The 26,416-nt window shown below is 67.0% G+C and carries 19 protein-coding genes; 14 read left to right on the top strand and 5 right to left on the bottom strand.

The window, feature by feature from the left end:
• Positions 1–72 precede the first annotated feature (72 nt).
• On the top strand, positions 73–1,023 hold the full coding sequence (locus HWX31_RS33990) for a LysR substrate-binding domain-containing protein (RefSeq protein WP_174961614.1): 951 nt from the start codon (positions 73–75) through the stop codon (positions 1,021–1,023).
• A 171-nt stretch (positions 1,024–1,194) separates the two neighbouring features.
• Here the strand turns inward: HWX31_RS33990 and HWX31_RS33985 are convergent, their stop codons facing one another.
• A complete protein-coding gene (locus HWX31_RS33985; RefSeq protein WP_174961729.1) occupies positions 1,195–2,448 on the bottom strand; it encodes an MFS transporter in 1,254 nt (417 codons plus the stop codon).
• Positions 2,449–2,586: 138 nt separating this feature from the next.
• Here HWX31_RS33985 and HWX31_RS33980 point away from each other — a divergent pair, with 138 nt between their 5' ends.
• The 5 genes from HWX31_RS33980 to HWX31_RS33960 all read left to right on the top strand — a co-directional run bounded on the left by HWX31_RS33980 (position 2,587) and on the right by HWX31_RS33960 (position 9,581).
• On the top strand, positions 2,587–3,474 hold the full coding sequence (locus HWX31_RS33980) for a LysR family transcriptional regulator (RefSeq protein ID WP_174961616.1): 888 nt from the start codon (positions 2,587–2,589) through the stop codon (positions 3,472–3,474).
• Between the two features lie 753 nt (positions 3,475–4,227).
• Complete coding sequence (locus HWX31_RS33975) at positions 4,228–7,035, top strand: non-ribosomal peptide synthetase (RefSeq protein WP_174961618.1); 2,808 nt, start codon at positions 4,228–4,230, stop codon at positions 7,033–7,035.
• 39 nt (positions 7,036–7,074) lie between these two features.
• Complete coding sequence (locus tag HWX31_RS33970; RefSeq protein ID WP_174961621.1) at positions 7,075–8,052, top strand: NAD-dependent epimerase/dehydratase family protein; 978 nt, start codon at positions 7,075–7,077, stop codon at positions 8,050–8,052.
• A 24-nt stretch (positions 8,053–8,076) separates the two neighbouring features.
• On the top strand, positions 8,077–8,472 hold the full coding sequence (locus HWX31_RS33965; protein WP_174961623.1) for a nuclear transport factor 2 family protein: 396 nt from the start codon (positions 8,077–8,079) through the stop codon (positions 8,470–8,472).
• Between the two features lie 83 nt (positions 8,473–8,555).
• A complete protein-coding gene (locus HWX31_RS33960; protein ID WP_174961625.1) occupies positions 8,556–9,581 on the top strand; it encodes a methyltransferase in 1,026 nt (341 codons plus the stop codon).
• 222 nt (positions 9,582–9,803) lie between these two features.
• Here HWX31_RS33960 and HWX31_RS33955 read toward each other — a convergent pair whose 3' ends face one another.
• On the bottom strand, positions 9,804–11,696 hold the full coding sequence (locus HWX31_RS33955) for a methyl-accepting chemotaxis protein (protein ID WP_174961627.1): 1,893 nt from the start codon (positions 11,694–11,696) through the stop codon (positions 9,804–9,806).
• 436 nt (positions 11,697–12,132) lie between these two features.
• Between HWX31_RS33955 and HWX31_RS34795 the strand changes: the two genes are divergently transcribed.
• The 4 genes from HWX31_RS34795 to HWX31_RS33935 all read left to right on the top strand — a co-directional run bounded on the left by HWX31_RS34795 (position 12,133) and on the right by HWX31_RS33935 (position 18,752).
• Positions 12,133–12,501 (top strand): cupin domain-containing protein, encoded by a 369-nt coding sequence (locus tag HWX31_RS34795; protein WP_415492954.1) that lies wholly within the window; start codon positions 12,133–12,135, stop codon positions 12,499–12,501.
• Between the two features lie 311 nt (positions 12,502–12,812).
• Positions 12,813–16,331, top strand: a complete 3,519-nt coding sequence (locus HWX31_RS33945; protein WP_174961629.1) for a pyruvate carboxylase — start codon at positions 12,813–12,815, stop codon at positions 16,329–16,331.
• A gap of 175 nt (positions 16,332–16,506) precedes the next feature.
• Positions 16,507–17,241 carry a response regulator transcription factor gene (locus tag HWX31_RS33940; RefSeq protein ID WP_059609215.1) on the top strand — a complete coding sequence of 245 codons (735 nt, stop codon included), beginning with the start codon at positions 16,507–16,509 and terminating at the stop codon, positions 17,239–17,241.
• Complete coding sequence (locus HWX31_RS33935) at positions 17,238–18,752, top strand: sensor histidine kinase (protein ID WP_174961631.1); 1,515 nt, start codon at positions 17,238–17,240, stop codon at positions 18,750–18,752. The genes HWX31_RS33940 and HWX31_RS33935 overlap by 4 nt, the downstream gene beginning before the upstream one ends.
• Positions 18,753–18,785: 33 nt before the next feature.
• Here HWX31_RS33935 and HWX31_RS33930 read toward each other — a convergent pair whose 3' ends face one another.
• Positions 18,786–19,892 carry an AraC family transcriptional regulator gene (locus HWX31_RS33930; RefSeq protein ID WP_174961632.1) on the bottom strand — a complete coding sequence of 369 codons (1,107 nt, stop codon included), beginning with the start codon at positions 19,890–19,892 and terminating at the stop codon, positions 18,786–18,788.
• A gap of 79 nt (positions 19,893–19,971) precedes the next feature.
• Complete coding sequence (locus HWX31_RS33925; RefSeq protein ID WP_174961634.1) at positions 19,972–20,715, bottom strand: SGNH/GDSL hydrolase family protein; 744 nt, start codon at positions 20,713–20,715, stop codon at positions 19,972–19,974.
• Between the two features lie 392 nt (positions 20,716–21,107).
• On the opposite strand from HWX31_RS33925, the gene HWX31_RS33920 reads away from it, so the two are divergent.
• Positions 21,108–22,745 (top strand): AMP-binding protein, encoded by a 1,638-nt coding sequence (locus tag HWX31_RS33920; RefSeq protein ID WP_174961636.1) that lies wholly within the window; start codon positions 21,108–21,110, stop codon positions 22,743–22,745.
• Positions 22,745–23,899, top strand: coding sequence for an AraC family transcriptional regulator (locus HWX31_RS33915; protein ID WP_174961638.1), 1,155 nt, complete (start codon positions 22,745–22,747; stop codon positions 23,897–23,899). Before HWX31_RS33920 ends, HWX31_RS33915 begins: the two co-directional genes overlap by 1 nt.
• Positions 23,900–23,991: 92 nt before the next feature.
• Here HWX31_RS33915 and HWX31_RS33910 read toward each other — a convergent pair whose 3' ends face one another.
• Positions 23,992–25,233 carry an FAD-dependent oxidoreductase gene (locus HWX31_RS33910; protein WP_244143923.1) on the bottom strand — a complete coding sequence of 414 codons (1,242 nt, stop codon included), beginning with the start codon at positions 25,231–25,233 and terminating at the stop codon, positions 23,992–23,994.
• A gap of 67 nt (positions 25,234–25,300) precedes the next feature.
• On the opposite strand from HWX31_RS33910, the gene HWX31_RS33905 reads away from it, so the two are divergent.
• Together HWX31_RS33905 and HWX31_RS33900 are read left to right on the top strand one after the other, a co-directional pair.
• On the top strand, positions 25,301–26,131 hold the full coding sequence (locus HWX31_RS33905; RefSeq protein WP_174961640.1) for an AraC family transcriptional regulator: 831 nt from the start codon (positions 25,301–25,303) through the stop codon (positions 26,129–26,131).
• 167 nt (positions 26,132–26,298) lie between these two features.
• A partial coding sequence (locus tag HWX31_RS33900; RefSeq protein WP_133118012.1) for an acyl-CoA dehydrogenase N-terminal domain-containing protein occupies positions 26,299–26,416 on the top strand: 118 nt, incomplete at its 3' end.

The raw sequence follows: 26,416 nt of genomic DNA, 5'->3' as shown, positions 1-26,416 counted from the left end.
GCGCAGCGGAAATACCGTTTGAATGTGCCGGTCATAGGGGTACCCTATGACTTTCGCCTTGCCCGAACGATCATGGACATTCGTCAGCTCCGTTACTTTGTCAGCATCGTGGAATTCGGCAGCCTTGGAAAAGCGGCCGAAAAACTGTTTGTCGCGCAGCCGTCGCTGAGCCAGCAGATCGCGAAGCTCGAAGGCGACATCGGCGTCACGCTGCTGGTGCGCAGCCCCCAGGGCGTCAAACCGACCGCGGCGGGGCAGGCGCTCTACCGGCATGCGCGGCTCGTGCTCCGTCAGATGGAGCAGCTGCGCCAGGAAGTGCGGGAAGGCGCGGGCAGCGAGTCGGGCACCGTCGCGGTGGGCTTTCCGACGACGATGACGTCGATCCTCGCGATGCCGTTGTTCGAACGGGTGAGGGCGCGCTATCCGGGCATCCGGCTGCAGTACATCGAGAGCATGAGCGGGTTCATCAACGAACTGCTGGCGAACGGGCGGCTCGATCTCGCGATCCTGTTCCGCGAATCGAACACGACGGGCATCACCGCGATGCCGCTGTTCGACGAAGTGCTGCATCTGCTCGGCGAGCCGGGCGGCGCCGTGGCGCCGCGTGCGCGCACCTGCAGCCTGGCATCGCTCGCCGGCGTGCCGCTCGTCGCGCCCGGCGTGCAGAACGGGCTGCGCTTGCTGCTCGAGCGCACGTTTGCCCGCGAAGAGGTGCCGCTCAACATCATCGCGGACGTCGATTCGTTGCCGACGCTGATGTCGCTCGCGCAGTCGGGCATGGCGTGCACGATCCTGCCCGCATCCGTGATGGCGCTGCGCGAGCCGTCGAACCGGCCGAAAATGCGCCGGATCGTCGATCCGGAGATCCGCCGCCCCGCGAGCCTGTGCTGGTCGAATACGTCCCCCGTCAATTCCGCCACGCTGGCCGTCCGTCAAACGATCGTCGAGCTGATCGGCGAACTGGCCGCGAGCGGAACGTGGACCGGCATCACGCTGCGCGCGGCCGATTCGGCGCAGTCGTGACGCGCGGGCGCGGCTTTTTCGCGTCGGTCGCTCGACGAGACCACGGCGACTTTTACACGTAGACGACCTGCATGCGGCAGCACCTCGTCGACAGCATTCGGAATGCGAACGAAAACCGCGAGCGCAATTTTGCGACACAAGATGCGCGCCGAAGCCGTCGGCGCGGGGTGCTTACCGCACACGCTCCACGCGGGTCATCCGGCCCGCAGCCAGCAGACCGAGGGCAAGCAGCGCCGCGACATACGCGGCGACGCTCGCCCACGCGCCATGTTGCCAGAACGCGCCGCCGACCGACCCGAGCACGCTCGACCCGAGATAGTAGGCAAGCAGGTAGAGCGAAGCGGCATGCCCCTTGGCGGATCCCGCGAGATGGCCAACCCAGCCGCTCGCGACCGAGTGGGCGACGAAGAAGCCGATCGTGACGAGCACGATGCCGATGATGATCGCGACGAGCGAGTGCGATAGCGTCAGCACGAGGCCCGCCGCGAATACCAGAATCCCGCCGACAAGAATCGGCGCCCGTCCGAGACGGTCGGCGAGCGCGCCCGCGCTCGATGAAGCAACCATCCCGAACAGGTACGCGCCGAAGATCAGGCCGCATGCGGTCGGGCTCAGGTTGAAGGGGGCGGCCGTGAGTCGAAACCCGGCATAGTTGTATACCGTCACGAACGCGCCCATCACCAGGAAGCCGATCGCGAAAACGAACGGAAGCCGGGCGTGATGCAACTGCTCGTTCCACAGCCGCACGTGGTGGCGCAGCGTCAGATCGGTTCGCTTCACGAAGCGTCGCGATTGCGGCAGCAGCATCACGAAGGCGACCGCGGCGAGGAGATCGACGACGCCGATCGTCAGCATGGCCGTCCGCCATGAGAAGTGCTCCTCGAGCGCGCTCATGCCGATCCGGCCGATCATGCCGCCGAACGCGGTTCCGCCGACATAGAGCCCCATCGAGAAACCCAGCCCGGTGGACGCGATTTCCTCGGCGAGATAGGCCATCGCGACCGCCGGGACGCCGCCGAGCGCGAAACCCTCCAGCGAACGCCATACCAGCAGCAGATTCCAGCTTGGCGAGAGCGCTGCGAGCACATTGAACAGCGCGGCAAGCGTCATCGACGCGAACATCAGCCCGCGCCGCCCGACGCGTTCGGAAAGTGCACCGGCGCACAGGATGGAGACCGCGAGCATCCCGGTCGACAGCGACAACGATAGGGAGCTGGAAGCTGCGCCCAGATCGAACTCGCGTGCGAACGCGGGAAGTAGCGGCTGGACACAGTACAGCAGCGAGAAGGTGGAAAAGCCGGCAAGGAAGAGCGCCAGCGCGATGCGCTTGTACGCCGCCGAGCGCGGGGAAACGCCGGCAGGCAGCGCGTCGGACGCGGTTTTCTGCGTGCCGGGCATGGATGGGGAAATCGAAGGGGAGGACATGGATGCACTCGATGTGCGGGGAATGCCCGAATTCTTGCGCACCGTCATGTATATGTCCAATATATGAAATGAACCGTAGTGATATGTTTTAGCACTGGCTGGCAAGGCGGTCCGACTCACCGTGAGGTCACATAGCGAATGGAACTTCGGCATCTCCGATATTTTTTGGCCGTGGCGGCTACGTCGAATTTCACCAAGGCGGCTGACACGCTCGGCATCGGCCAGCCGCCGTTGAGCCAGCAGGTCAAGGCGCTCGAGAGCGAACTCGGCGTGGAGCTGTTCAAGCGGACTGCGCGCGGTGCCGAGCTGACTTTGGCGGGCGAGGTCTTCGCCGAAGAGGCGCGACGCGTGCTCGACGATGCCGAGCGTGCCGCACGAGCGGCCAGGCGAGCCGCGCGCGGAGAAATCGGGCATCTGCGGGTCGGCTTCACCGGAACGGCGGCGTTCAATTCGAAAGTGTCGGATTTGATACGCCGCTTCCGGGAGGCGTTTCCGGATGCGGAGCTGACGTTGCAGGAAGCGACTTCGGGCGTCCTGCTGGAGGCGCTGGATGCCGGGCGCCTTGACGTCGCGATCGTGCGGCCGGTGCGCCGTGTCGCCGCGACGCTGCGTGTATCCGACTGGGACGAGGAGCCCATGTTTGTCGCGCTGCCCGTTGCTCATCGGTTGGCGCAGCGGCGGCGAATCGATTTGGCCGAGCTGGCCGACGAGTCGTTCGTGCAAGTGCCGCGGGAGGCCGGCAGTGCGCTGTTCGACGACATCGTCGCCGCATGCAATGCCGCCGGGTTCGAGCCGCGCATGGCGCAACCCGCGCCGCAAATCACGTCCGCGGTGACCCTGGTCGCGGCCGGGCTGGGCGTCTCTATCGTGCCGAAGGCGATTACGCAGGTGCAGGTTGCAGGGGTGAGCTATCGGCCGATCGCGGGCAATGGACTCCGCGCAAGGCTGGCAATCACGTCGCGATGCGATGACCCGTCTGCCGTGGTCCGCAACTTTCTTCTGCTTGCGGGGCAGAAGGTGGGGTAACTGCATTTGGCGTCGGAACAACTGTGGTCGCCGGTGCTGGAGCCGGTCGTGGATTATGCGCTGCGGCGCATAATTACGGACTTTGTTGATGCCCATATATCATTCGATCGTGATATGGGCCGCCAAATAAAATCGCATAATTTCGACGTCGTGAATGGCGGGATGAATTGATTTGCGTGGAATTATTGTTAGTAAAAATGCCGCTATTTTGTATGAATTAATTATTGAAAATCGCGTTTAAACGTCGCGCGTTTTGTCGTAGACTGCGTTTCGCTTCGATGCTTGTCGCTCGAACCGGTGGCTGCGGGCCGCCGGCGCCGGAACGCCGTTGATCGGCCGATTTCCGTGCAGCGCCCTGTCGGGCGCCGAGACCAAGCCGTTTGCAAGCGGCCGATGAATCGCGCCGATCATTGATGCACGGAAAATAATCGAATCATTCGGAATTGTTTATCCGTGCAATCGACGGATTATTTCGAAATCGCGCTCGCCGCCGTGTGCGATTCGGAATGAAATCGGGCATTTCGGATCGCATCGGCGCCCGTTGTCGGGATTCGATCGAACAATTTCGCGATTTGCCGGTCAAGCGGCCGGTTCGTCTCACGCAGTCGAGTGTCAATCGGCTGCCGGCTCGTCTTCGCGAGGTCGGCGGCCAGTCAGGTAGGGATTCACCCGCAATCGTCAATCGACGCGTCCGCACGGACGCGCCCGGACGTTCGTTCACCACTTGCACCACCAGCATGGAGTACCTGCACCATGACGACATCCACTCTCGATTCGCCGCGCGTTTCCGAACACGAATTGCGCGCCACTCCGCCGCGCAACATCGTCGATCTGCTGTTGCGGGCCGCACGGCTGCATCCGCATACGGGCGTGCGTTTCATCGCCGCGGAATCCGAGGAAAAGGGCGCTTTCGTCACGTATCCCGAGCTGCTCGACGAGGCGCGCCGCATCCTGGGCGGTCTGCGCTCGCGCGGCTACCGGTCCGGTATGAAGGTCGCGCTGCTGCTCGAGCACGCGAACGATTTCATCCCGGCGTTCTGGGCGTGCGCGCTCGGCGGATTCGTGCCGTGTCCGCTCGTGCCGATCCGCAACGATCCGGAGCGTTGGGCGAAGCATCTCGCGCACGTCGACACGCTGCTCGACCATCCGCTGCTCGTCACCACCGAAGCGCTGAAGAGCGATCTGCCGGACGGCGCGTTCGCCGTCAACCTGAACGCGCTGCGCGCCGGCGCGCCCGACGAATCGGTTCATGCGGCGCAACCGTCGGACCCGGCCGTCTTCGTGCTCACGTCGGGCTCCACCGGCAATTCGAAGGCGGTCGTGCTCACGCACGGCAACCTGCTCGCATCGATGGCGGGCAAGAACGACAGGCAGCAGCTCGCCCGCGCGGACGTCACGCTCAACTGGATCTCGTTCGATCACGTCGCCGCGCTGCTCGAAGCCCACCTGCTGCCGCTCTACGTGGGCGCCGTGCAGCTCCATGTCGAATCCGCGGCGATCCTGACCGATCCACTGCGCTTCCTGCGGCTCATCAGCCGCTATCGCGTCACGATGACCTTCTCGCCGAACTTCCTGTTCGGGCAACTGAACGCCGCGCTCGAAGCGATGGGCGACGAGGCGCTCGCGGCGTGGCGCCGCTCGGTGGATCTCTCGTCGCTGCGGCACGCCGTGTCGGGCGGCGAGGCGATCGTCGTCGCGACCGGGCAGCGCTTCCTCGATCTTCTCGCGCCGTGCGGCCTCGCGCCCGACGCGCTGTGGCCCGCGTTCGGGATGACCGAGACGTGCGCGGGCTCCGTGTATTCGCGCGAATTTCCGCACGGCGACGCGGGCCGCGAGTTCGCTTCGCTCGGCCTGCCGGTGGCCGGGCTGCAGATGCGCATCGCGGACGACCGCAACAACGTGCTGCCGGAAGGCGAAGCGGGCGAGTTCCAGGTGCGCGGCCCGATGATCTTCCAGTGCTATTACAACAATGCCGAGGCGACGCGCGCGGCGTTCACGAGCGACGGCTGGTTCCGCACGGGCGATCTCGGGCGCATCGAGCGCGGCCGGCTGTGGCTCGTCGGACGCAGCAAGGACAGCATCATCGTCAACGGCGTCAACTACTTCAGCCACGAGCTGGAGACGGCGCTCGAAGCGCTCGACGGCATCAAGCGCTCGTTCGTCGCGGCGTTCCCGACGCGCAGCACCGGCGACGAATCCGAGCAGCTCGTCGTGACGTTCACGCCGTCGTTCCCGCTCGACGATGATGACGCGCTGTATCGCGTCATCATCGCGATCCGCAACAGCACGATCCTGCTGTGGGGCTTCCGGCCCGCGTTGATCCTGCCGTTGCCGGAAGACGAGTTTCCGAAGACCAGCCTCGGCAAGACCCAGCGCACGATCATGCGCAAGCGGCTCGAAGCGGGCGGCTACGACGGCTGCAAGGCGTTGGTCGCCGATCTCGCGAACCGGCAGATGGGCGGCTACGCCGCGCCCGAGGGCGACACCGAGGCCGCGGTCGCCGCGATCTTCGCGGAGATGTTCCAGGTCGCGCCCGACGCGATCAGCGCGACCGCGAGCTTCTTCGATCTCGGCGGCACGTCGCTCGACATCCTGAAGCTCAAGCGCCACGTCGAGCAGCGGCTCGGCGTCGTCGACCTGCCGATCGTGACGATTCTCCAGAATCCGACCGTGCGTGCGCTGGCCGCGCGCGTCGCGCCGGGCGAGCGCGTGACGGCGGGCGAATACGACCCCGTCGTGCCGCTGCAGCTCACGGGCGGCAAGACGCCGCTCTTCTGCGTGCACCCCGGCGTCGGCGAGGTGCTCGTGTTCGTCAATCTCGCGAAGTATTTCGTCAACGAGCGCCCGTTCTACGCGCTGCGCGCGCGCGGCTTCAACGAAGGGGAGGCGTATTTCTCCAGCTTCGACGAGATGGTGAGCACGTATGTCGACGCGATCCGCAAGCGGCAGCCGCGCGGGCCGTACGCGGTGGCCGGCTATTCGTACGGCGGCGCGGTCGCGTTCGAGATCGCGAAGGTGCTCGAATCGCAGGGCGAGCGCGTGGATTTCGTCGGCAGCTTCAATCTGCCGCCGCACATCAAGTACCGGATGGAAGAGCTCGACGAGGTGGAAGGCGCGGTCAACCTCGCGTTCTTCCTGTCGCTGATCGACAAGCAGCAGTCGCTGACGCTGCCGCCGCAGTTGCGCGCCGCGATGCCGGAGCAGGACCCGCTCGCGTACCTGATCGACCACGCGCCGGCCGGGCGGCTCGCCGAACTCGACCTCGATCTGCCGAAATTCCGCGCATGGGCGGGGCTCGCGCAATCGCTGCTGACGCTCGGGCGTTCGTACGTGCCGTCGGGCAGCGTGCAGGCGATGTCGATCTTCTACGCGATCCCGCTGCGCGGCACGAAGGACGACTGGCTGAACAACCAGCTGCGCCGATGGGACGAGTTCACGCGCGCGCCGAATCGCTACATCGACGTGGCGGGCGAGCACTACACGCTGATGGGACCCGCGCACGTCGCGACGTTCCAGGCGGTGCTGCGCGCCGAGCTCGATCGAGCGCTCGGCGGCAAATGACCGATGTCCGACATCACGATGAACAAGGAGAAGCGGCTCATGGCAGTGTCTGTCAACGAAGCGCGCGGTGACGCCAAACGGCGGCACGCGAAGCGCAAGGTTCTGATCACGGGCGCGACCGGCCAGGTGGCGCGGCCCGTCGCCGAAGCGCTGGCGGCGCGGGACGAGGTGTGGGCGATCGGCCGGTTCGGCGACGCGAGCGTGGAGGACGCGTTGCGCGCGAAGGGCGTGAACACGTGGCGGTGGGACATGGAGCGCGACACGCTCGACGGCCTGCCCGACGACTTCACGCACGTGCTGCACGCGGCGGTGAGGCGTGGCGAGGACGGCGATTTCGACAAGGCGATCGAGATCAACACGGTCGCCACCGGGCGCCTGATGACGCATTGCCGCCACGCGGAATCGTTCATCTACGTGTCGAGCGGCAGCCTGTATGCGCGGCAGGCGCTCGATCATCCGTATGCGGAGACGGACCCGCTGAACGGCGTCGCGCACTGGCTGCCCGCCTATCCGATCGTGAAGATCTCGTGCGAGGGCGTCGTGCGCGCGTTCTCGGCCACGCTCGGCCTGCCGACCGTGATCGCGCGCCTGAACGTCGCGTACGGCCCATACGGCCACGGCGGCGTGCCGGTGCTGCTGTACCGGCAACTGCTCGCCGGCAAGCCGGTGCCGGTGCCGCGCGAGGGCCAGAACTGGGCGTCGCTGATCCACACCGACGATCTCGTCCGCCAGGTGCCGCTGCTGTGGGAGGCGGCGAGCTCGCCCGCGCTCGTGCTGAACTGGGGCGGCGACGAGGCCGTCGGCATTCAGGATTGCCTGCAATACGTGGCTGACATCACGGGCGTCGATGCGCGTTTCGAGCGCAGCGACGTGACGCGCGAAACCTATGCGTTCGACAACACGAAGCGGCGCGCGCTGATCGGCGATTGCACGGTGCACTGGAAGCAGGGCGTGCGCCGGACCATCGAAACCCACTTCCCCGGCGCGGTGAAGACGCTGCCGGCCGAGCAGCGTTGACGCGCGAGACAGGAGCTATTTGCCATGTCGATCAACATGCAGACCGTGCGCGACTCATACGAGGCCTTCCACCGTCGCGACCTGCCCGGCGTGCTCGCGGCGCTCGCGCCGGACGTGCGCTGGACCCATCCGGACGGCATGAGCCCGTACGGGCTCGGCGGAACCAAGCGCGGCCACGACGAAGTGATCGCGTTCATCAGGCACGTGCCGACGCACATCGCCGAGATGCGGATCGCGCCGGACGAGTTCATCGAGTCCGGCGAGCGGATCGTCGTGCTCGGCACGCGCCGCGTCACCGCGGCCAACGGGCGCAGCGCGACGCTGAAGTTCGTGCACGTATGGCGGTTCGAGAACGGCCGGGCGATCACGTTCGAGGATCACTTCGACACGGCCGAGATGATCAGGCTGATCGCGGACTGACCGTACCGGCTCGCGCGGCGGCGGGCCGCATTCATACGCATTCTTACGCATTCGTATTTCGATCGATCGAAAGGAGAAATCTGATGACGGAATTGCAGGCGGGACAGCCCCCGCATATCGCGATACTGCAGATGGTCACCGGCAAGTGGCACGCGCAGGCGCTCTATGTCGCCGCCGAGCTCGGCGTTGCAGATCTGCTGGCGGAGCGGGAGCGGACGGCGGACGAGCTGGCCGCGGCGACGGACACCCACCCCGAGGCGCTTTACCGCGTGCTGCGCGCGCTCGGCAGTCTCGGCGTGTTCGTCGAGGAGGAGGGCCGGCGGTTTCGCAACAGCCCGCTCGGCGACACGCTGCGGCACGACGCGCCGGGCTCGATGCGCGGCTTCGTGCGGCTCGCGGGGATGGACACCGGATGGCGGGCATGGGGGCAACTGATGTACAGCGTCAAGACCGGACGCAGCGCGTTCGAGCATGTCGTGGGCGGGCCGGGCTTCGCGTACATCGATGCGCATCCGGAGATCGCGGCGATCGTCAACGACGCGATGACGAGCGTCAGCGAACTGGAATCGCCGGCGGTGGCACGCGCCTATGATTTTTCGCAAGCGCGCACGATCGTCGACGTGGGCGGCGGCCACGGCTTTCTGCTTGCGACGCTGCTGCTCGCGAACCCGAACGCGAACGGCGTGCTCTTCGAGCTGCCGCACGCGTGCGAAGGCGCGCGACAGCTTTTCGCGAAGCACGGGCTGACCGGGCGGGTGAAGGTCGTCGCGGGCGACGCGAGCAAATCGATCGACGTGCACGGAGACGTCTTCGTGATGAAGCACGTGATCTGCGACTGGGACGACGAGCAGGCGACGCGGATCATGACGAACTGCGCGAAATCGATGCGCCCGGGCGGCAAGCTCCTGCTCGTCGAGGCAGTGCTCACACCGCCGGGCGAGCCGCATTTCGCGAAGCTGCACGATCTCGAAATGCTGATCATGAGTTCCGGCGGGCACGGGCGCACGGCCGAAGGGTACGGGCGGCTCTATGCGGCGGCCGGGCTGTCGATGACGGCCGTTCATCCGACGCAAGGCGCGCATAGCGTGATCGAGGGCGTCAAGCCGTGACGGCGGGTGCGGCGGATCGCGGCGAGCGGCGCGGGCGGCTCGAGCAGTCCGCCGCGCTCACTCCGCTCGCATGAGTTTCGTGAGCACGTTCGCCCGGTGCCGGTCGCACGCCGTCCGCGGATCGCCGGTTGTTGAATGAAGCCGGTAAAAGTCCCCGGATGTCGAGTCTTCTGCGGCCCTGTGAGGCCGCATTACCTCGACGCGTTCGAGTGCCGCGGCGATTTACGCTCCGAGCTTGAAGAACTCGACCGTGGTATGAAGGTTTCTGCTTTGCGATCGGAGGGAATCGGACGCGGCTGTAATTTCCTCGACCAGCGCCGCATTCTGCTGGGTGGACTGATCCATCAGGGAAACGGCTTGATTGACCTCGTCGATTGCGCGGCTCTGCTCGCGCGCCGACGTCGCGATTTCGGTCGTGATGGTCGCGACGCCGGAGATCGCGTTGGTCAATTCCGCGATGGTCTTTCCCGCGAGCGTGACTTCCGCGGCGCCCGCATGCACGTTTCCGACGGATGCTTCCAGTAATGCCTTGATCTCTTTCGCGGCGCCTGTCGACCGTTGCGCGAGGCTGCGCACCTCCGCGGCGACCACGGCGAATCCTCGGCCGCTTTCTCCGGCTCGCGCGGACTCGACCGCGGCGTTCAGCGCAAGGATGTTGGTCTGAAACGCGATTCCCTCGATCATGCCGACGATTCCGACAATGCGGCCCGATTGTTCGACGGCATTTTCCATCGTCTGCACGGCGGTCGCAACGGCCTCGTTGCCGCGTCGCGCCGCTTCCACCATGCCCGAAGCGATCTCGTTCGCGTTCATCGCCAGGTCGGCCGTGCCGCGCACCGTCGATGCCAATTCCTCCATGCTGGCGGCCGTTTGCTGGATGGACGCCGCTTGCTGCTCCGTGCGGGCCGACAGGTCGAGATTGCCGGCCGACACCTCACTGGCGGCCAGCTCGAAATGATGGCTGGCGGACATCACCTTCACCAGTACGCCGTGCAGCTTTTCAACGAAGCGGTTGAATTGTCCTGCAAGATGGCCCACTTCGTCGTTGCTGACGAGCGGCAGACGTCGCGTCATATCGCCGTCGCCGGCGGCGATTTCGTACATGGATGCCGCGAGATTGCGAATCGGATTGGTCATTCTTCGCCCAAGCGCGGTCATGATGAGTAACGCGATGGCCAGAACCAACAGACCGGTTGAAATCAGCATGATCGTCAGCCGGTTTGCCGCGGCCATCATTTCCGACTCGGGTACAAGCGCGTAGTATTTCCAGCCATTTCGCGGTGACGTGTACACGTATGAGCGATAGGAGACGCCGTTCATGTCGATGCTGACGAGGCCGTCCTTCGCCATTGCCAGTTGCTCGTATCCGGGGCCGATGCCTTTGATATCCCGGAACTCGTGCGACTTCTCACGTGGGTCGATGAGCAGCTTCCCGCGGTTGTCCGTAACGATCAGATATCCGGTGTCGCCAAATCGAATGCCGCTCGTGAGGCGGGCGAAACCGTCGAGTGAAATGTCTCCTTCCAGAGCACCGATGACCTCGCCCTGGCCATTCTTCACCGCACGAGCGAACGAGATGATCGCGCCGCCTCCACCGGCCGCGCTAAGGTAGGGATCAGGACGTACAACCTGCTCCGGGGACGTCATCGCGAGCCTGTACCATGGCCTGACTCGCGGATCGTAGTGATCTCCGTTGAGGTTTTCCGGTGGCCATTGAACATATCCACCCCAGCGAGTGCCGATATCAAGGTAGCGCATGTTCGGATGCGCATCACCGAATTGCTTAAGCAGTCCAAAGATAGATTTTTCGACTTCGCCGTTCGCGTCCGGCGTCATCGGACCTCCATGTTTCAGATAATCGGTGATGCTTTGATCGGCGGCCTGCAACTGCACCGTTTTCGACAGGTATGTCAGGTTTTGCTCGACTTCCCGGAAGTTCGTGTCGAGCGATTCGTCAGCTTGGCCGATTCTGGCCCGACTTGCCTGCTCGAAAGCGTCGACCGCCTGGCGGCGTACGTTAATCGCACCCAATGTAGTCAACATGACGACGGTAATACCCAGGGCAGCGCCGGACACTGCGCTGAACTTGAAGGCGATAGACGTTGAGCGTTTCACGATGACCTCTACGTTGCTTCAGATGATCCATAGAGACGATCCCGTGAACCACGAATAATGGCACCGGCCGCACGGAACGATTGAGCCGGTTGTCGGCTTCCGCGATGTTTACTTGAGCCCATCCGGCGACATTTTCAGTAGATTCTTCGCAGCGTTCTTCGCGGTGTCGCTTCGATAAAAGATTGCGTCGCTCCGGCGATAGAGCGCGGCAGCGCGTGATGGTGGGCGAGGGCAATCGCCCAACGCCGATTTCAAGCCGGTCAAGCCGCTTTTGTCTCGCGGAGCGACGCGTTGTCGTAAGGGGAAGGGAGTATGTCGCGTCAGCAGTAGTGATTGGCGTCGCTTCGTGGTCTGATCTTCGCATGTCGTCCGGCGTGCTCGACGACACTTCCCGGAAATTGCTTTCACTTATACGGAATCCTTGAGAGTCACTACCTTGAGACAAGATCTGCATATTTTTCTGCATCGCGAAGCCCGCGCCGAAGCGATCATCGACGCGCCCTGGCCGGGTACGCCGGTCAGTGGCGATCCGCATACCGTGACGCTGAACGGGTACGAGTCACCCGACAAGAAGCAGCTGATGGGGATATGGGAATCCTCGCCGGGCGTCTGGAAAGTCGACTACCAGGACTGGGAATACTGTCACTTCCTCGAAGGTCGTTGTGTGCTGACGCCGGAGGGCGGGGAGCCGATCCATCTGGCGGCCGGAGACGTGTTCGTCATCGAGCCCGGCTTCAAGGGCACCTGGGAAGTGATCGAGCGGGTGCGAAAGTATTACGTATTCTCGTTGACTGGCGCCGCCTGATCGCGCCGGGAATGCCCCGGATGCGGCATCTCTTCGACATCCGGGGCTCGCTCCGTCACGTTGCAGTCGCGTTTCGATCCTAATCGACGACCGACCAGTCGGTCTCGCATTCCGGCATCGGCAAGTCGGTTGAATGCTGTTCGTCGTCGTGATCGCGATAGCGGCACGCGGTCGGCATGGTGAGAATGCTGATAGCCTGAGGCGGACACGAAGTGCCCGCGAACGACGACGCGCGTTTCGCGTGCCGGCCGGCAAGCGAAGCCGGCGGCCGACGGATCGCGTCGACCGGTTTCATCCAACACTGACGATTCATGGCTGCCGTGACTCCTACCCCCATTCAGTCCATCCTGATCGCGAACCGCTCGGAAATCTCGATCCGCGTGATGCGTGCCGCCGCCGAACTGAACATGCGCACGGTGGCGGTGTATTCGAAGGAGGACCGCCTCGCGCTGCATCGCTTCAAGGCCGATGAGAGCTACCTGATCGGTGAGGGCAAGAAGCCGCTCGCGGCGTATCTCGACATCGACGACATCCTGCGCGTCGCGCGGCTGGCGAAAGTCGACGCGATTCACCCAGGCTACGGCTTCCTGTCCGAGAACCCGGATTTCGCGCAGGCGGTGATCGACGCCGGCATCCGCTGGATCGGCCCGTCGCCCGACGTGATGCGCACGCTCGGCAACAAGGTGGCCGCGCGCAACGCGGCGATCGCGGCCGGCGTGCCCGTGATGCCCGCGACGGCGCCGCTGCCGGACGATCTCGACGCGTGCCGGGCGCTGGCCGCGGAAGTCGGCTATCCGCTGATGCTGAAGGCGAGCTGGGGCGGCGGCGGTCGCGGGATGCGCGTGCTGGAAAGCGCTCAGGACCTCGAAACCCTGCTGCCGGTCGCGCGCCGCGAAGCGTTGGCCGCGTTCGGCAACGACGAGGTGTACGTCGAGAAGCTCGTGCGCAACGCGCGGCACGTCGAGGTGCAGGTGCTCGGCGATCTGCACGGCACGGTCGTGCATTTGTACGAGCGCGATTGCACGGTGCAGCGGCGCAACCAGAAGGTGGTCGAACGCGCGCCGGCGCCGTATCTCGATCACGCGGGCCGACAGGCGCTGTGCGAATCCGCGCTGCGCCTGATGCGCGCCGTCGGCTATACGCACGCGGGCACGGTCGAATTCCTGATGGATGCCGACACCGGCCGGTTCTACTTCATCGAGGTGAACCCGCGCATCCAGGTCGAGCACACGGTGACCGAGATGATCACCGGGATCGATATCGTGAAGGCGCAGATCCGCATCACCGAAGGCGGACGGATCGGGCTCGCCGAGGACGCGATGGATGGCGACGGCACACTCGCCGCGCGCGCGGCAGGCGTGCCGGAACAGCACGCGATTCCGCTGAACGGCAACGCGCTGCAGTGCCGGATCACGACCGAAGACCCGGAGAACGATTTCCTCCCCGACTACGGGCGGCTCACGGCGTACCGCAGCGCAGCGGGCTTCGGCGTGCGGCTCGATGCGGGCACCGCCTATGGCGGCGCGGTGATCACGCCGTACTACGATTCGCTGCTCGTCAAGGTGACGACCTGGGCGCCGACGGCCGCCGAGTCGATTCATCGGATGGATCGCGCGCTGCGCGAGTTCCGGATTCGCGGCGTCACGTCGAACCTGCAGTTCCTCGAGAACGTGATCAACCATCCGTCGTTCATCGCCGGCGACGTGACGACACGCTTCATCGACAAGACGCCGCAACTGCTCGAGTTCGCGAAGCGCGGCGACCGCGCGACGAAGCTGCTGCGCTATCTCGGCGAGCTGAACGTGAACGGCAACGCCGAGATGAACGGCCGCACGCTGCCGGCATTGCCGTTGTCGAAACCCGTGCTGCCGAAGGTCGACACGGCCGTCGCGATTCCTGCCGGCACGCGCGATCGACTGCGCGAACTCGGGCCCGAAAAATTCGCGAGCTGGATGCTCGACCAGAAGCAGGTGCTGCTGACGGACACGACGATGCGCGACGCGCACCAGTCGCTGTTCGCGACGCGCATGCGCACGGCCGACATGCTGCCGATCGCGCCGTTCTACGCACGCGAGCTGTCGCAGCTGTTCTCGCTCGAATGCTGGGGCGGCGCGACGTTCGACGTCGCGCTGCGCTTCCTGAAGGAAGACCCGTGGGAGCGGCTCGCGCTGCTGCGCGAACGCGTGCCGAACATCCTGTTCCAGATGCTGCTGCGCGGCTCGAACGCGGTCGGCTATACGAACTACGCGGACAACGTCGTGCGCTTCTTCGTGCAGCAGGCCGCGCGCGCCGGCGTCGACGTGTTCCGCGTGTTCGACTCGCTGAACTGGGTGCGCAACATGCGCGTGGCGATCGATGCGGTCGGCGAGAGCGGGATGCTGTGCGAAGGCGCGATCTGCTACACCGGCGACCTGTTCGACACGTCGCGTTCGAAGTACGACCTCAAGTATTACGTCGGCATCGCACGCGAACTGCAGCGGGCCGGCGTGCACGTGCTCGGCATCAAGGACATGGCCGGCATCTGCCGCCCGCAGGCGGTCGCGACGCTCGTGAAGGCGCTCAAGGAGGAAACCGGGCTGCCCGTGCATTTCCATACGCACGACACGAGCGGGATCGCCGCGGCGTCGGTGCTCGCGGCGGTCGGTGCGGGCTGCGATGCGGTGGACGGCGCGCTCGATGCGATGAGCGGGCTCACGTCGCAGCCGAACCTGTCGAGCATTGCGGCCGCGCTGGCCGGCGGCGAACGCGCTTCCGGGCTGGATCAGGACCGCCTGCACGAAGCGTCGATGTACTGGGAAGGCGTGCGCCGCTATTACGCACCGTTCGAATCGGAAATCCGCGCGGGCACGGCCGACGTCTACCGTCACGAGATGCCCGGCGGCCAGTACACGAACCTGCGCGAGCAGGCGCGCTCGCTCGGCATCGATCATCGCTGGACCGAGGTGTCGCGCGCATATGCGGACGTGAACCGGCTGTTCGGCGACATCGTCAAGGTCACGCCGACGTCGAAGGTGGTCGGCGACATGGCGCTGATGATGGTCGCGAACGATCTTGGCGTGGACGACGTGCGCAATCCGGACAAGGACATCGCATTCCCCGAGTCGGTCGTGTCGCTGTTCAAGGGAGAACTCGGTTTCCCGCCCGACGGCTTCCCGGCCGAGTTGTCGCGCAAGGTGCTCAAGAGCGAACCGCCTGCGCCGTATCGTCCCGGCGACCAGATTCCGCCGGTCGATCTCGACGCGGTACGCGAGCGGGCCGAGGCCGCGTGCGAGCGGCCGCTCGACGACCGGCAACTCGCGTCCTATTTGATGTATCCGAAGCAGACGGTCGACTATTACGCTCACGTTCGCGCCTACAGCGACACGTCGGTCGTGCCGACGCCGGCGTTCCTGTACGGGCTGCAGCCGCAGGAGGAAGTCGCGATCGACATCGATCCGGGCAAGACGCTGCTCGTGTCGCTGCAGGGGCAGCATGCCGATGCGCAGGACGGCATCGTGAAGGTGCTGTTCGAGCTGAACGGTCAGTCGCGTTCCGCGCTCGTCGAGCAGAAGCGCGTCGTGCCGGCGGGCAAGGAGCGTCATGGTCTGCAGCGTGCCGATCCGGCGAATCCGCTGCATATCGCTGCGCCGATGCCGGGCTCGGTGGTGACGGTGGCCGTGCAGCCGGGGCAGCGCGTGACGGCCGGCACGACGCTGATTGCGCTCGAGGCGATGAAGATGGAAACGCACATCGCGGCGGAGCGCGATTGCGAAATCGGGGCCGTACATGTGAAGCCGGGCGAGCGGGTCGCCGCGAAGGATCTGCTGATCGAACTGAAGGGCGCGGGGTAAGGTCGGCTGACCGTTCCATGACCGTTGCCGGGCTCACGTCGCATGTGACACTAAAAGTTAAACGAATTGTGATCACTCGCCGCCGCAAAATTTTGCACAATGGCGGCAGGGCGGCATCCGCCGCCATCCGACCCCGACCGAGACCCCGACGCGCCGCGTGCGGCGCCGCTCCGACATGGACCATCCGAAGGACCACCCGAAACGCATCCTGATCGTCGAGGACGACGCCGACATCGCCGACGTGCTGAGCCTGCACCTGCGCGACGAGCGCTACGAGGTCGTGCACAGCGCGGACGGCGCCGAGGGCCTGCGGCTGCTCGAGCAGGGCAACTGGGACGCGCTGATCCTCGACCTGATGCTGCCGGGCGTCGACGGCCTCGAGATCTGCCGGCGCGCGCGCGGGATGCAGCGCTACACGCCGATCATCATCACGAGCGCGCGCTCGAGCGAGGTGCACCGGATCCTCGGTCTCGAACTCGGTGCCGACGACTATCTCGCGAAGCCGTTCTCGGTGCTCGAACTGGTCGCGCGGGTCAAGGCGCTGCTGCGCCGCGTCGACGCGCTCGCGCGGGATTCGCGCGTCGACGCGGGCACGCTCGACGTCGCGGGGCTGTCGGTCGACCCGATCGCGCGCGAGGCGAGCGTCGACGGCGTGCGCATCGACCTGACCCCGCGCGAGTTCGACCTGCTGTATTTCTTCGCGCGGCATCCCGGCAAGGTGTTCTCGCGGATGGACCTGCTGAACGCGGTGTGGGGCTACCAGCACGAAGGCTACGAGCACACGGTCAACACCCACATCAACCGGCTGCGCGCGAAGATCGAGGCGGACCCGGCCGAGCCCGCGCGAATCCTCACCGTGTGGGGACGCGGCTACAAGCTGGCCGCGCCGGGGCAGCGGGACGCACCATGAAGCTGACGCTCACCCAGCGGCTGTCGCTCGTGTTCTCGGTGCTGCTGCTCGCGTGCTCGGGCGCGTCGGCGTGGCTGCAGATCCGCGCGAACGACATGCGCGAGATGGAAGTCGTGCAGGGCCTGTCGCGCGATCTCGCCGCGCACATCGCGAACATCACGCCGCTGGCGGACGCGAACGGCCTGCGCCCGGACGCCGTGCGCACGCTGTTCGGCCAGCTGATGGGCGTGAACCCGAGCGTCGAGGTGTACCTGCTCGACGACGCGGGGCGGATCAAGGGCGACGATGCGCCGCCCGGGCACGTGAAGCGCGACCGCGTCGATCTCGCGCCGGTGCAGCGCTTTCTCGCGGGCGAGCCGCTGCCGATCCTCGGCGACGATCCGCGCAGCCCGAGCGCGCGCAAGATCTTCAGCGCCGCGCCGCTGCGCCGCGCGGGGCAGGCGCCGGCGGGCTACATCTACGTGGTGCTGCTCGGCGAGGCGCACGACCGGCTCGCGGCGCGGTTCGACGCCGGCAACGTGCTGCGCACGACGCTGTGGTCGATGGCGCTCGTCGCGCTGTTCGGGCTGCTGGCGGGCCTGACCGCGTTCAGCTTCATCACGCGCCCGCTGCGCCGGCTGACCGACGCGATGCGCCGCTTCGACGCGGACGGCGAGCCGGACACGCAGCCGGCCGTGCCGCGCTCGCCGCCCGGGCGGCGCGGCGACGACATCGCGCTGCTCGAATCGACGTACGCGCAGATGGCCGACCGGATCGGCGAGCAATGGCGCGCGCTGACGCGGCAGGACCAGCAGCGGCGCGAGCTGATCACGAACATCTCGCACGACCTGCGCACGCCGCTCACGTCGCTGCACGGCTACCTGGAGACGCTGTCGCTGAAGACCGACTCGCTCGGCGACGCCGAGCGCCGGCGCTACCTGTCGATCGCGCTCGCGCAGAGCGCGAAGGTCGGCCGGCTCGCGCAGGCGCTGTTCGAGCTCGCGCGGCTCGAATCGGGCGGCGTGCAGCCCGAGCGCGAGCCGTTCTCGCTCGTCGATCTCGTGCAGGACGTGTTCCAGAAATTCGAGCTGGCCGCGAAGGCGCGCGACGTCGCGCTGCATGCGCGGATTCCGCTGCGCGTGCCGAACGTATCGGCGGATCTCGGGATGATCGAGCGCGTGCTGACCAACCTGCTCGACAACGCGCTGCGGCACACGCCGGAGCACGGCGAGGTCGAGATCGCGCTGGCGTCGCGCGACGGCACGGTCGTGGTGACGGTCGCGGACACCGGCCCGGGCATTCCGCCGGAGCGGCGCGAAGGGCTGTTCCGGCGGCCGCAGCGGCCGACGGGCGCGGGCGGCGCGGCGCAGGGCGGCGGGCTCGGGCTGTTGATCGTCCACCGGATGCTGCTGCTGCATGGCAGCACGATCCGGCTGGTCGACCGGGCCGGGCGGGGGGCGGTGTTCGAGTTCACGTTGCCGGCGGCGCGCGGCGCGGGCGATGCGGCGAGCCGTTCGGGCGGCATGCACTGAGATCCCGCCCGCCGCGCCGCTCATGCGTTCCGCTTACGCGCCCCGCTTGCGCCGCACGTCGCTCGGCGTCCTGCCGGTCCAGCGCTTGAACGCGTGGCGGAACCCCACCGCGTCGCTGAAGCCGAGCGTCGCCGCGATGTCCTCGGTGCTGAGCGTGGTCGTGCTCAGGTAGTCGATCGCCAGCGCCTTGCGCACGCTCGTCAGCAGTTCGCTGTATGACGTGCCTTCGGCCTCGAGCTTGCGGCGCAGCGTGCGCGCGGTGATGCACAGCGTCTGCGCGATCGCGTCGAGGTCCGGGAACTGCCCCGGCATGCGCGTGAGTTCCTGGTAGACGCGGCGCGTGACGCCCGACTGGGTGCGCAGTTCGTCGAGCAGCCGCGCGCAGTGCGACGACACCTGCGCGGCGGTGATCGGGTTCGCGAGCTGCGGCGCGCGCGCGAGCCACGCGGCCGGGTAGCTGAGCACGTTGCGCGGCTGGTCGAACGCGAGCGGGCATTCGAGCGCGTCGGACAGCATGGCCGCGTGCGGCGGCTCCGGCTGCGTGAACTGCGCGCGCGCCGGCACGCACCACGCGCCCATCACGTCCTTGATGATCGTCACGTGCAGCGCGAACTGCATGTCGATCAGAAAGCGGTACAGCGGCTCGTCGAGACAGGGCAGCGGCATGGTTTCCCGATCGGGAAACAGCCACGACGCCGTGTCGTCCTGCACGACCCAGCCGATTTCGAGCATGCGGTTCGCGAGCTGGTGGTATTTGACGGCCGAGTCGAACGCGTGGGCCATCGATTCCGAGCACAGCATCGCGTAGCCGTACATCCCGTAGCTCGACACGTGCAGCCGGTGCCCGACCCGCACGCCGAGATCCGGGTTGCCGTAGGCGCGGATCGCGTTGCCCGCGGCCGTCAGGAACTGCTGCGACGACGTGAGCGTGAACGGATCGGCGATCGCGGCGGGATCGAGATCGGTTCCCGCCAGCACCGCGCCGGTGTCGAGCCCGAGGTCCGATGCAACCTGCAGCAGGACCGCGAGCTTGGACGGCGAGAAGCGCTTCTCGCGCAGCATGGCGGGCAGCGCGGCGTCGGGCGACCGATCGCCGGGGGGCCGTGTCTTGGCCGGTTTCAACGGCGAGTCGCGCAGCATGGGGTGAGTCCTGAGTCCGATTCGATACCGATTCCGGGTACGCGATTCTGCCCTCGAATGCGTTGGGTCGCCACAGGGTTCACCCTGAGCGCGGCCGCGGCCCGTGGGCCGGCAACGTCAGAATTTGCTCGGTGACGAGTTCGGCCCATCGACGATATTGATTCGGCCCGGGATGGTACCGGTCGATTGCCATCTCGGCGGGATTCGCGGCCCACTCGAGCGACACGTAACGTCGCGCGGGATGGAGGTCGACCCAGCGCCGCAAGACCCGATCGAGTCGAATGGCGTAGCGGCCGAGATACCACCGCAGCGGATGCGGTGCGGCCGGCAGGATGCGCAACGGCGGCAATCCTGTCACGACGATGCCGGCGGCGCCGGTTCGCAGTCCGAGATGATCCGCGAGCGCGATATAGTCGCGGATGAATTGCCCCGGCTTGCGCTGGGACGTGACGTCGTTCGTGCCGAGCGCCGTGACGAGGTAATCGGCCGGCCCGATCTTGCTGCCCATCAACAGCTGCAGCGCCTCGTCCGTATTGACGCCGGACTTCGCGATCAGTTGCCATTCGACCCGCCGGCCCGTGGCGGATGCCAGGAGCCGCGCAACCGGCTGTGCCAGTGCATGTTCCTGCTCGTCCACGCCCACGCCCGCCGCCGAGGAATCGCCGACCACCAGAATGCGCAGGGGCGCCGTCGAACCATCGTCCGCGCCCTCGCTCCCTTTACGGGGACCGTCGGCCTCGGGCAGGCGCAGCGCGGTTCTGCGCAACCAACGTGCCTGAGCCAGCAGGATCGGGCCAAGCGCGTACTTATATAGCGTCAACATGGAGCAAGAAGATCGAGGTGATGCGCTTTCGCAGTGAAGAATCGCGGAGGCTACGCGACTTCGTTCAGAAAGGCCAGCGTGGCCGCCATACCGGTCTTGTCGCGCAAGATCTTCCGATGACCTTGCGAGTCGGCGATGAATACGGCGTCGGAAACGCAGCTGATGCGAGCTTCGGCGTTGGCTGCGGGACGACATCCGATGCGTGTCCGCTTCGATCATCTTTACGGCCGCGTCGATCATTTGCAAAGCGCGGCCGGCGGGCGATAGTCGGCATGCGTGAGACGACCTGCGCCCGAGCGGCTCGGGGCGTCGACCGAGCGGCGCCAGCATCGATCCGGGAGCGGTTCCCGCGATGCGCGAAGCCTGCGCGCCGGCCGCACAAGGATACCTACATGATCAAGAGACACTGGACCGCGTCGTATGGCGCGATCCCCGCCGAGATCGACGCCGATCGCCATCCCTCGATGAATGCGCTGCTGGACGACGCGATGCGCCGGTTCGCCGACAAGCCGGCGTTCCGCGCGTCGGGCCGGACGCTGACCTATGCGGACGTCGATCGCCTGTCGACCGCGCTGGCCGCCTATCTGCAGCAGGTCGTCGGGGTCCGCAAGGGCGATCGCGTGGCCGTGATGCTGCCCAACGTGCCGGCGTTTCCGGTCGTCTTCATCGCCGTCGCGAAGATCGGCGCCGTCCAGGTCAACGTCAATCCGCTCTACACCGCGCGCGAGCTCGAGCACCAGCTCAACGACGCGGGCGTCGAGACGATCGTCGTGTGCGGCGGCTCGACGCGCACGTTCGCGGACGTGATCGCCAACACGCCGCGCATCCGCACCGTGCTCACCGTGGGCCGCGGCGATCTCGGCGTCGTCGACGTGCCCGACGCCGTGCGCGAAGCGCTGCCGCGCGACGCGATCGCGCTGACGGACGCGCTCGCCGCAGGCGAGCGGCTCGCCTGCGAGCCGGTCGCGCTCGGCGGCGACGACCTGCTGCTGCTCCAGTACACGGGCGGCACCACCGGGCTGTCGAAGGGCGCCGCGCTGTCGCACCGCAACCTGCTCGCGAACATCGCGCAGTTCGGCGTGCTCGTGTTCGATGCGCAGCGGCCGGGCGAGGAAGTCGTCGTCACCGCGATCCCGCTGTATCACATCTTCGCGCTGACGGTGAATTTCCTGTCCTATTTCGCGATCGGCGCGGAGAACTGGCTCGTCGCCAATCCGCGTGACCTCGACGCGTTCGTCGACGTGCTGAAGGCCGCGCGGCCGACGGTGTTCGTCGGCGTGAACACGCTGTACGCGGGGCTCGCGAACCACCCGCGCCTGAAGGAGATCGACTGGTCGCGCCTCACGCTGTCGGCGGGCGGCGGCACGGCGGTGATCGACGTGATCTCGGCGCGCTGGAAGGCCGTGACGGGCTGCTTCATCCGCGAAGGCTACGGGCTGTCGGAAACCTCGCCCGTGGTCACGTTCAATCCGCCGTCCGTCGACACGTTCACGGGCACCACGGGCCTGCCGCTGCCGTCCACCGACGTGAAGCTGCTCGACGACAACGACCGCGAGGCCGCCATCGGCGCGCCCGGCGAAGTCTGCGTGAAGGGGCCGCAGGTGATGCGCGGCTACTGGCAGCAGCCGGAAGCGAACGCGCGGGCGTTCACCGCGGACGGCTACTTCCGCACCGGCGACATCGGCGTGTTCGACGACCAGGGCTTCCTGAAGATCGTCGACCGCAAGAAGGACATGGTGATCGTGTCGGGCTTCAACGTCTACCCGAACGAGGTGGAAGCGGTGGCGACCGCGTTCCCCGGCGTGGCCGAATGTGCGTGCATCGGCGTGCCGGACCCGAAGACGGGCGAGGCGGTCAGGCTGTTCGTCGTCGCGGCGGAGGACGCCGTCGTCACCGAGGCGGACCTGATCGCGCATTGCCGCGCGAACCTCGCGGCGTACAAGGTGCCGAAGGTGATCCGCTTCGTCGAACGGCTGCCGAAATCGACCGTCGGCAAGATCCTGCGGCGGGAACTCAGCCACGCCGATTGATGCGGGGGCGGCAGCGCGGCGGCGGGGCGTCCGCGGCGGCGGCGGCAAGCGCCGTCCGCCGGCGCCGGGTCAAGTACAATGCCAGCGGTTCGTTGGACGCGTACGCGATGACCGGCCCAGATTCCAGTTCCCCCCAGCCTGACCGACCGTCGGCGTCGCCGAGCGCGACGGTGCCGATTTCCCTCGTCAACGGTTTTCTCGCGAGTGCGGGCCTGCCGCCCGACGTGATCCAGCGCTATCTGCGCGGGGCCGGCATCCCGGGCGAGCTGCAGGGCGAACCGAATGCGCGCGTGACCGAGGAGCAGTTCTCGACGCTGTACCGCACGCTCGCGATCGACCTCGACGACGAAATGCCCGGCATCTTCTCGCGCCCGCTGCGCGGCGGCACGCTGAAATACCTGTGCCTCAGCCTGCTCGATGCCCGCAACCTCGAAACGGCGCTGCATCGCTTCGGTCAGTTCTTCCACATCGTCCTTGACGATTTCTACGTCGAATCGAAGCGCGATGGCCTGATCGGCCAGGTCGTGATCCGGCCGAATCCGGCCCTCGGCCCGCTTGGCCCGCTCGGCCAGGAGCTGATGCTCAAGCTCGTGCACGGCGTGTGCTCCTGGATGATCGGTCAGACGATTCCGCTGCTGCAGGTCGAGTTCGCGTGTCCGCGGCCGCGCCATGCGGTCGACCATCTCTACTTCTTTTCGGGGCCGGTGCAGTTCGACTGCAGCCGCACGCTGATGCGCTTCAGCGCGGGCTACCTCGACGTGCCGATCCGGCAAAGCAAGCGCAACCTGCGGAAATTCCTCGCCCGCGCGCCCGGCGACTGGATCTTCGAATCGTTCAGCGAGCAGCTCGTCTGCCATCGCGTGCGGCAGTATCTGTCGGGCCGGCTGCCGGACCTGTCGACGATCGAGGAAGCCGCCGCGAGCCTGCACTGCTCGGTGCGCACGCTGAGCCGCCACCTGCTGGCCGAAGGCACGACGTTCCAGGTGCTGAAGGACGAACTGCGGCGCGACATCGCGATCCAGCGGCTCACCGACACCCACGACACGATCGCGGCGATCGGCGCCGATCTCGGCTTCGACGATCCGAGCGCGTTTCATCGCGCGTTCCGGCACTGGACGGGCAGCACGCCCGGCACCTACCGGCGGCGCACGTAGCGTTGCGGCGGCCTCTCGCGTTGTTTCCGTTCGGGATGCAACGGGACGTCGATTGACGCGGGCTTCGGATCACGCGCGAAAGCCGCCCTGCCTCAGAAAAACAGCAGGGCCGCCGCGCGGTCCGATGCGGCCACGGCGTCGGTTGCCCACACGCGCATCCGTTCGGCGTAACGGGTGACGGCATGCCGGACGCCGTGACCGCTTCCCGCGTGCTCGGCCAGGAGGGCGGCCAGCGCGCCGGCGCCCTTGAGCGCGGTGTTGGCGCCTGCACCTCCCGCGGGGCTCATCGCATGGATCGCATCGCCGAGCAGCGTGACGGGCCCGGCAGGCAGCGGTACGTCGGGTCGCCCGCGGCGAACGGGCAGCGCGGCGACGGCGGACGGCGGCGTTTCGTACAGCAGGCGCTGCAGGGCCGGATGCCAGTGCCGCGCGACTTGCTCGAGCGCGGCCGGCAAGCGGGGCGCGACGGCGGACAGGCTGTCCAGCCCGAAACGACCGCGCGGCCCGATCAGCGCCCAGTAGAAGTAGTCGTCCGGCGGCGAAAGCCGGCAGCGCGGCACGGTGCTCGCCGCGCGCGCGGGCAGGTCGGCACGGAAGCGCATGTCCTCGAGGACCGCGGCGCAGCCGTCCGCAAAAACCACGCTGGTTCCGCCGCGCAGCACGGTTTCGTCGCGTTGCGCGACGTCGGCGTGCGGCAGCCGGGTCTTGCCGTAGACGCAGATGCTGCCGGTGTCGGCCGGTGCGGCGGCAGGGGTGAGCTGCGATCGTATTGCGGAGTTGACGCCGTCCGCTCCCACCAATACGTCGCAATGAACACGATCGCCGTGTGTGAACAGCGCTTGCACACGTCCGTCGGGCAGCACCTGGTAGCGGTCGATCGCGTGGCCGAAATGGACATGGTGCTCGATGCCCGCCATCAGGATCTCGCGCAGGGTCAGCCGGTCGATGCTCAGGTCGGCCAGGTCTTCCGGTTCCGATGCTTGCGGATCCGGTTGCCAGCAGGCCGGCACGCGCGCGGCAGCCGGTGTGAGCCGGGGCGTCAGGAACCGCGTGCCGGCTGTGCGCTGCGACGCCGACGCGCGGAGCAGCGCGTAGAGCCCGGCGGGCAGGCTGGCGGCCAGCGCGCGCTGCCCCGTCGCGTCGATGCGGATGCGGAAACCCTGCCGGCGGCTGTCGAGCGCGGGATCGCGCTCGTACACGTCGAAGGCGATGCCGGCGCGTTTCAGCGCCTGGGCGAGGCACAGGCCGCCCAGGCCCGCGCCGACGATGGCGACATGGATTTTCTGCATGGGAACGTCTCCGAAAATCGCGCCGAATGGCGCTGTCCGGCGCACATTGTTCCGTGATCGCGATCACGCACGATAACGGCATATGGCCATCGAATGCCGTAAACTGGCCAACATGAAAGAAGCCGCGGCGACCGAGACGACCTTCCCCGATTTCAGCGAGTGGCTGGACGGCCCCGCGCTGATCGCGCTGCGCGGCAACGACGATCCGGCGAGCGCCTATCGTCTTGGCACGCGCGAATACGACTGGCACACGCATGCGCGCGGTCAGGTGCTCTGCGTGGAGGCGGGATTGATTCATGTGCATACGCCGCACGGCGCGTGGCTGCTGCCGCCGCGCCGCGCCGGCTGGGTGCCGCCGGGCGCGCCGCACCGGGTGCGGGTCAGCGGCGCGCCGAGCGGCTGGGCGCTGCTGGCCTCGCCGGCGTTCTGCGCGGGCTTGCCGGCCCGGCCGTGCGTGATCGGCGTCAGCGAGGTGCTGCGGGCGCTGGCATATCGCGCGATCGACTGGGACAAGCAGGCGGCGCTGGCGCCCGAGCACGAGCGGATGGCCGCGGTGATCCATGACGAGATCCGGCGCGCACCGCACGAGGCGCTGCATGTGCCGATGCCGGGCGATCCGCGGCTTGCGCGCGTGGCGCGGGCCATCCTCGACGAGCCCGGCAGCCCGCGCACGCTCGATGCGTGGGCGGCGTTCGGCACGATGTCGCCGCGGACGCTGCGGCGGCTCATGATGGCGGAGACTGGGCTGAGCTTCGCGCAGTGGCGCCAGCAGGCGCGGCTCGCTCACGGTCTCGACCTGCTCGCGCGCGGCCGGCCGGTCGCCGAGGTGTCGGACGCGCTGGGCTATGCGTCGCCCAGCAACTTCATCGCGATGTTTCGCAAGGCCCTCGGCGATTCGCCGGCGCACTATTTTTCCCGCCGGCCCAACGGGCAGCCGGACTGAGCGCGTTGCATCCCGTGGCCGATTTTGTCAGTAGGTGGGCCGGATATGACAATGGGAATCCGGAAACATGGCGTTACGATCTGCCGAACGTTGCCATTCGCTGGCCGATTTTGCCGTATCGGCCAGCATGGCGAACCCCTAATTTCCGCCTGATTGGAAGATCGACCATGAGCTATACCGCCCCCGTCAAGGACATGCTGTTCGTGCTGAAGGAACTGGCCGGCATCGACGCCGTCGCGCAGCTGCCGGGTTTCGAGGACGCGGGCTTCGACACCGCGCAGGCGG

This window comes from Burkholderia ubonensis, from assembly GCF_902833085.1.
Lineage (GTDB): Bacteria > Pseudomonadota > Gammaproteobacteria > Burkholderiales > Burkholderiaceae > Burkholderia > Burkholderia ubonensis.
Note: the sequence above shows the minus strand (reverse complement) of the source record. Positions and strands in the feature narration are given on the sequence as shown.

Bases quoted from the DNA above. Each gene is read 5' to 3' on its own strand.
- HWX31_RS33990 (WP_174961614.1), top strand. From the start codon at position 73: ATGGACATTCGTCAGCTCCGTTACTTTGTCAGCATCGTGGAATTCGGC.
- HWX31_RS33985 (WP_174961729.1), bottom strand. From the start codon at position 2,448: ATGTCCTCCCCTTCGATTTCCCCATCCATGCCCGGCACGCAGAAAACC.
- HWX31_RS33980 (WP_174961616.1), top strand. From the start codon at position 2,587: ATGGAACTTCGGCATCTCCGATATTTTTTGGCCGTGGCGGCTACGTCG.
- HWX31_RS33975 (WP_174961618.1), top strand. From the start codon at position 4,228: ATGACGACATCCACTCTCGATTCGCCGCGCGTTTCCGAACACGAATTG.
- HWX31_RS33970 (WP_174961621.1), top strand. From the start codon at position 7,075: ATGGCAGTGTCTGTCAACGAAGCGCGCGGTGACGCCAAACGGCGGCAC.
- HWX31_RS33965 (WP_174961623.1), top strand. From the start codon at position 8,077: ATGTCGATCAACATGCAGACCGTGCGCGACTCATACGAGGCCTTCCAC.
- HWX31_RS33960 (WP_174961625.1), top strand. From the start codon at position 8,556: ATGACGGAATTGCAGGCGGGACAGCCCCCGCATATCGCGATACTGCAG.
- HWX31_RS33945 (WP_174961629.1), top strand. From the start codon at position 12,813: ATGGCTGCCGTGACTCCTACCCCCATTCAGTCCATCCTGATCGCGAAC.
- HWX31_RS33940 (WP_059609215.1), top strand. From the start codon at position 16,507: ATGGACCATCCGAAGGACCACCCGAAACGCATCCTGATCGTCGAGGAC.
- HWX31_RS33935 (WP_174961631.1), top strand. From the start codon at position 17,238: ATGAAGCTGACGCTCACCCAGCGGCTGTCGCTCGTGTTCTCGGTGCTG.
- HWX31_RS33930 (WP_174961632.1), bottom strand. From the start codon at position 19,892: ATGCTGCGCGACTCGCCGTTGAAACCGGCCAAGACACGGCCCCCCGGC.
- HWX31_RS33925 (WP_174961634.1), bottom strand. From the start codon at position 20,715: ATGTTGACGCTATATAAGTACGCGCTTGGCCCGATCCTGCTGGCTCAG.
- HWX31_RS33920 (WP_174961636.1), top strand. From the start codon at position 21,108: ATGATCAAGAGACACTGGACCGCGTCGTATGGCGCGATCCCCGCCGAG.
- HWX31_RS33915 (WP_174961638.1), top strand. From the start codon at position 22,745: ATGCGGGGGCGGCAGCGCGGCGGCGGGGCGTCCGCGGCGGCGGCGGCA.
- HWX31_RS33905 (WP_174961640.1), top strand. From the start codon at position 25,301: ATGAAAGAAGCCGCGGCGACCGAGACGACCTTCCCCGATTTCAGCGAG.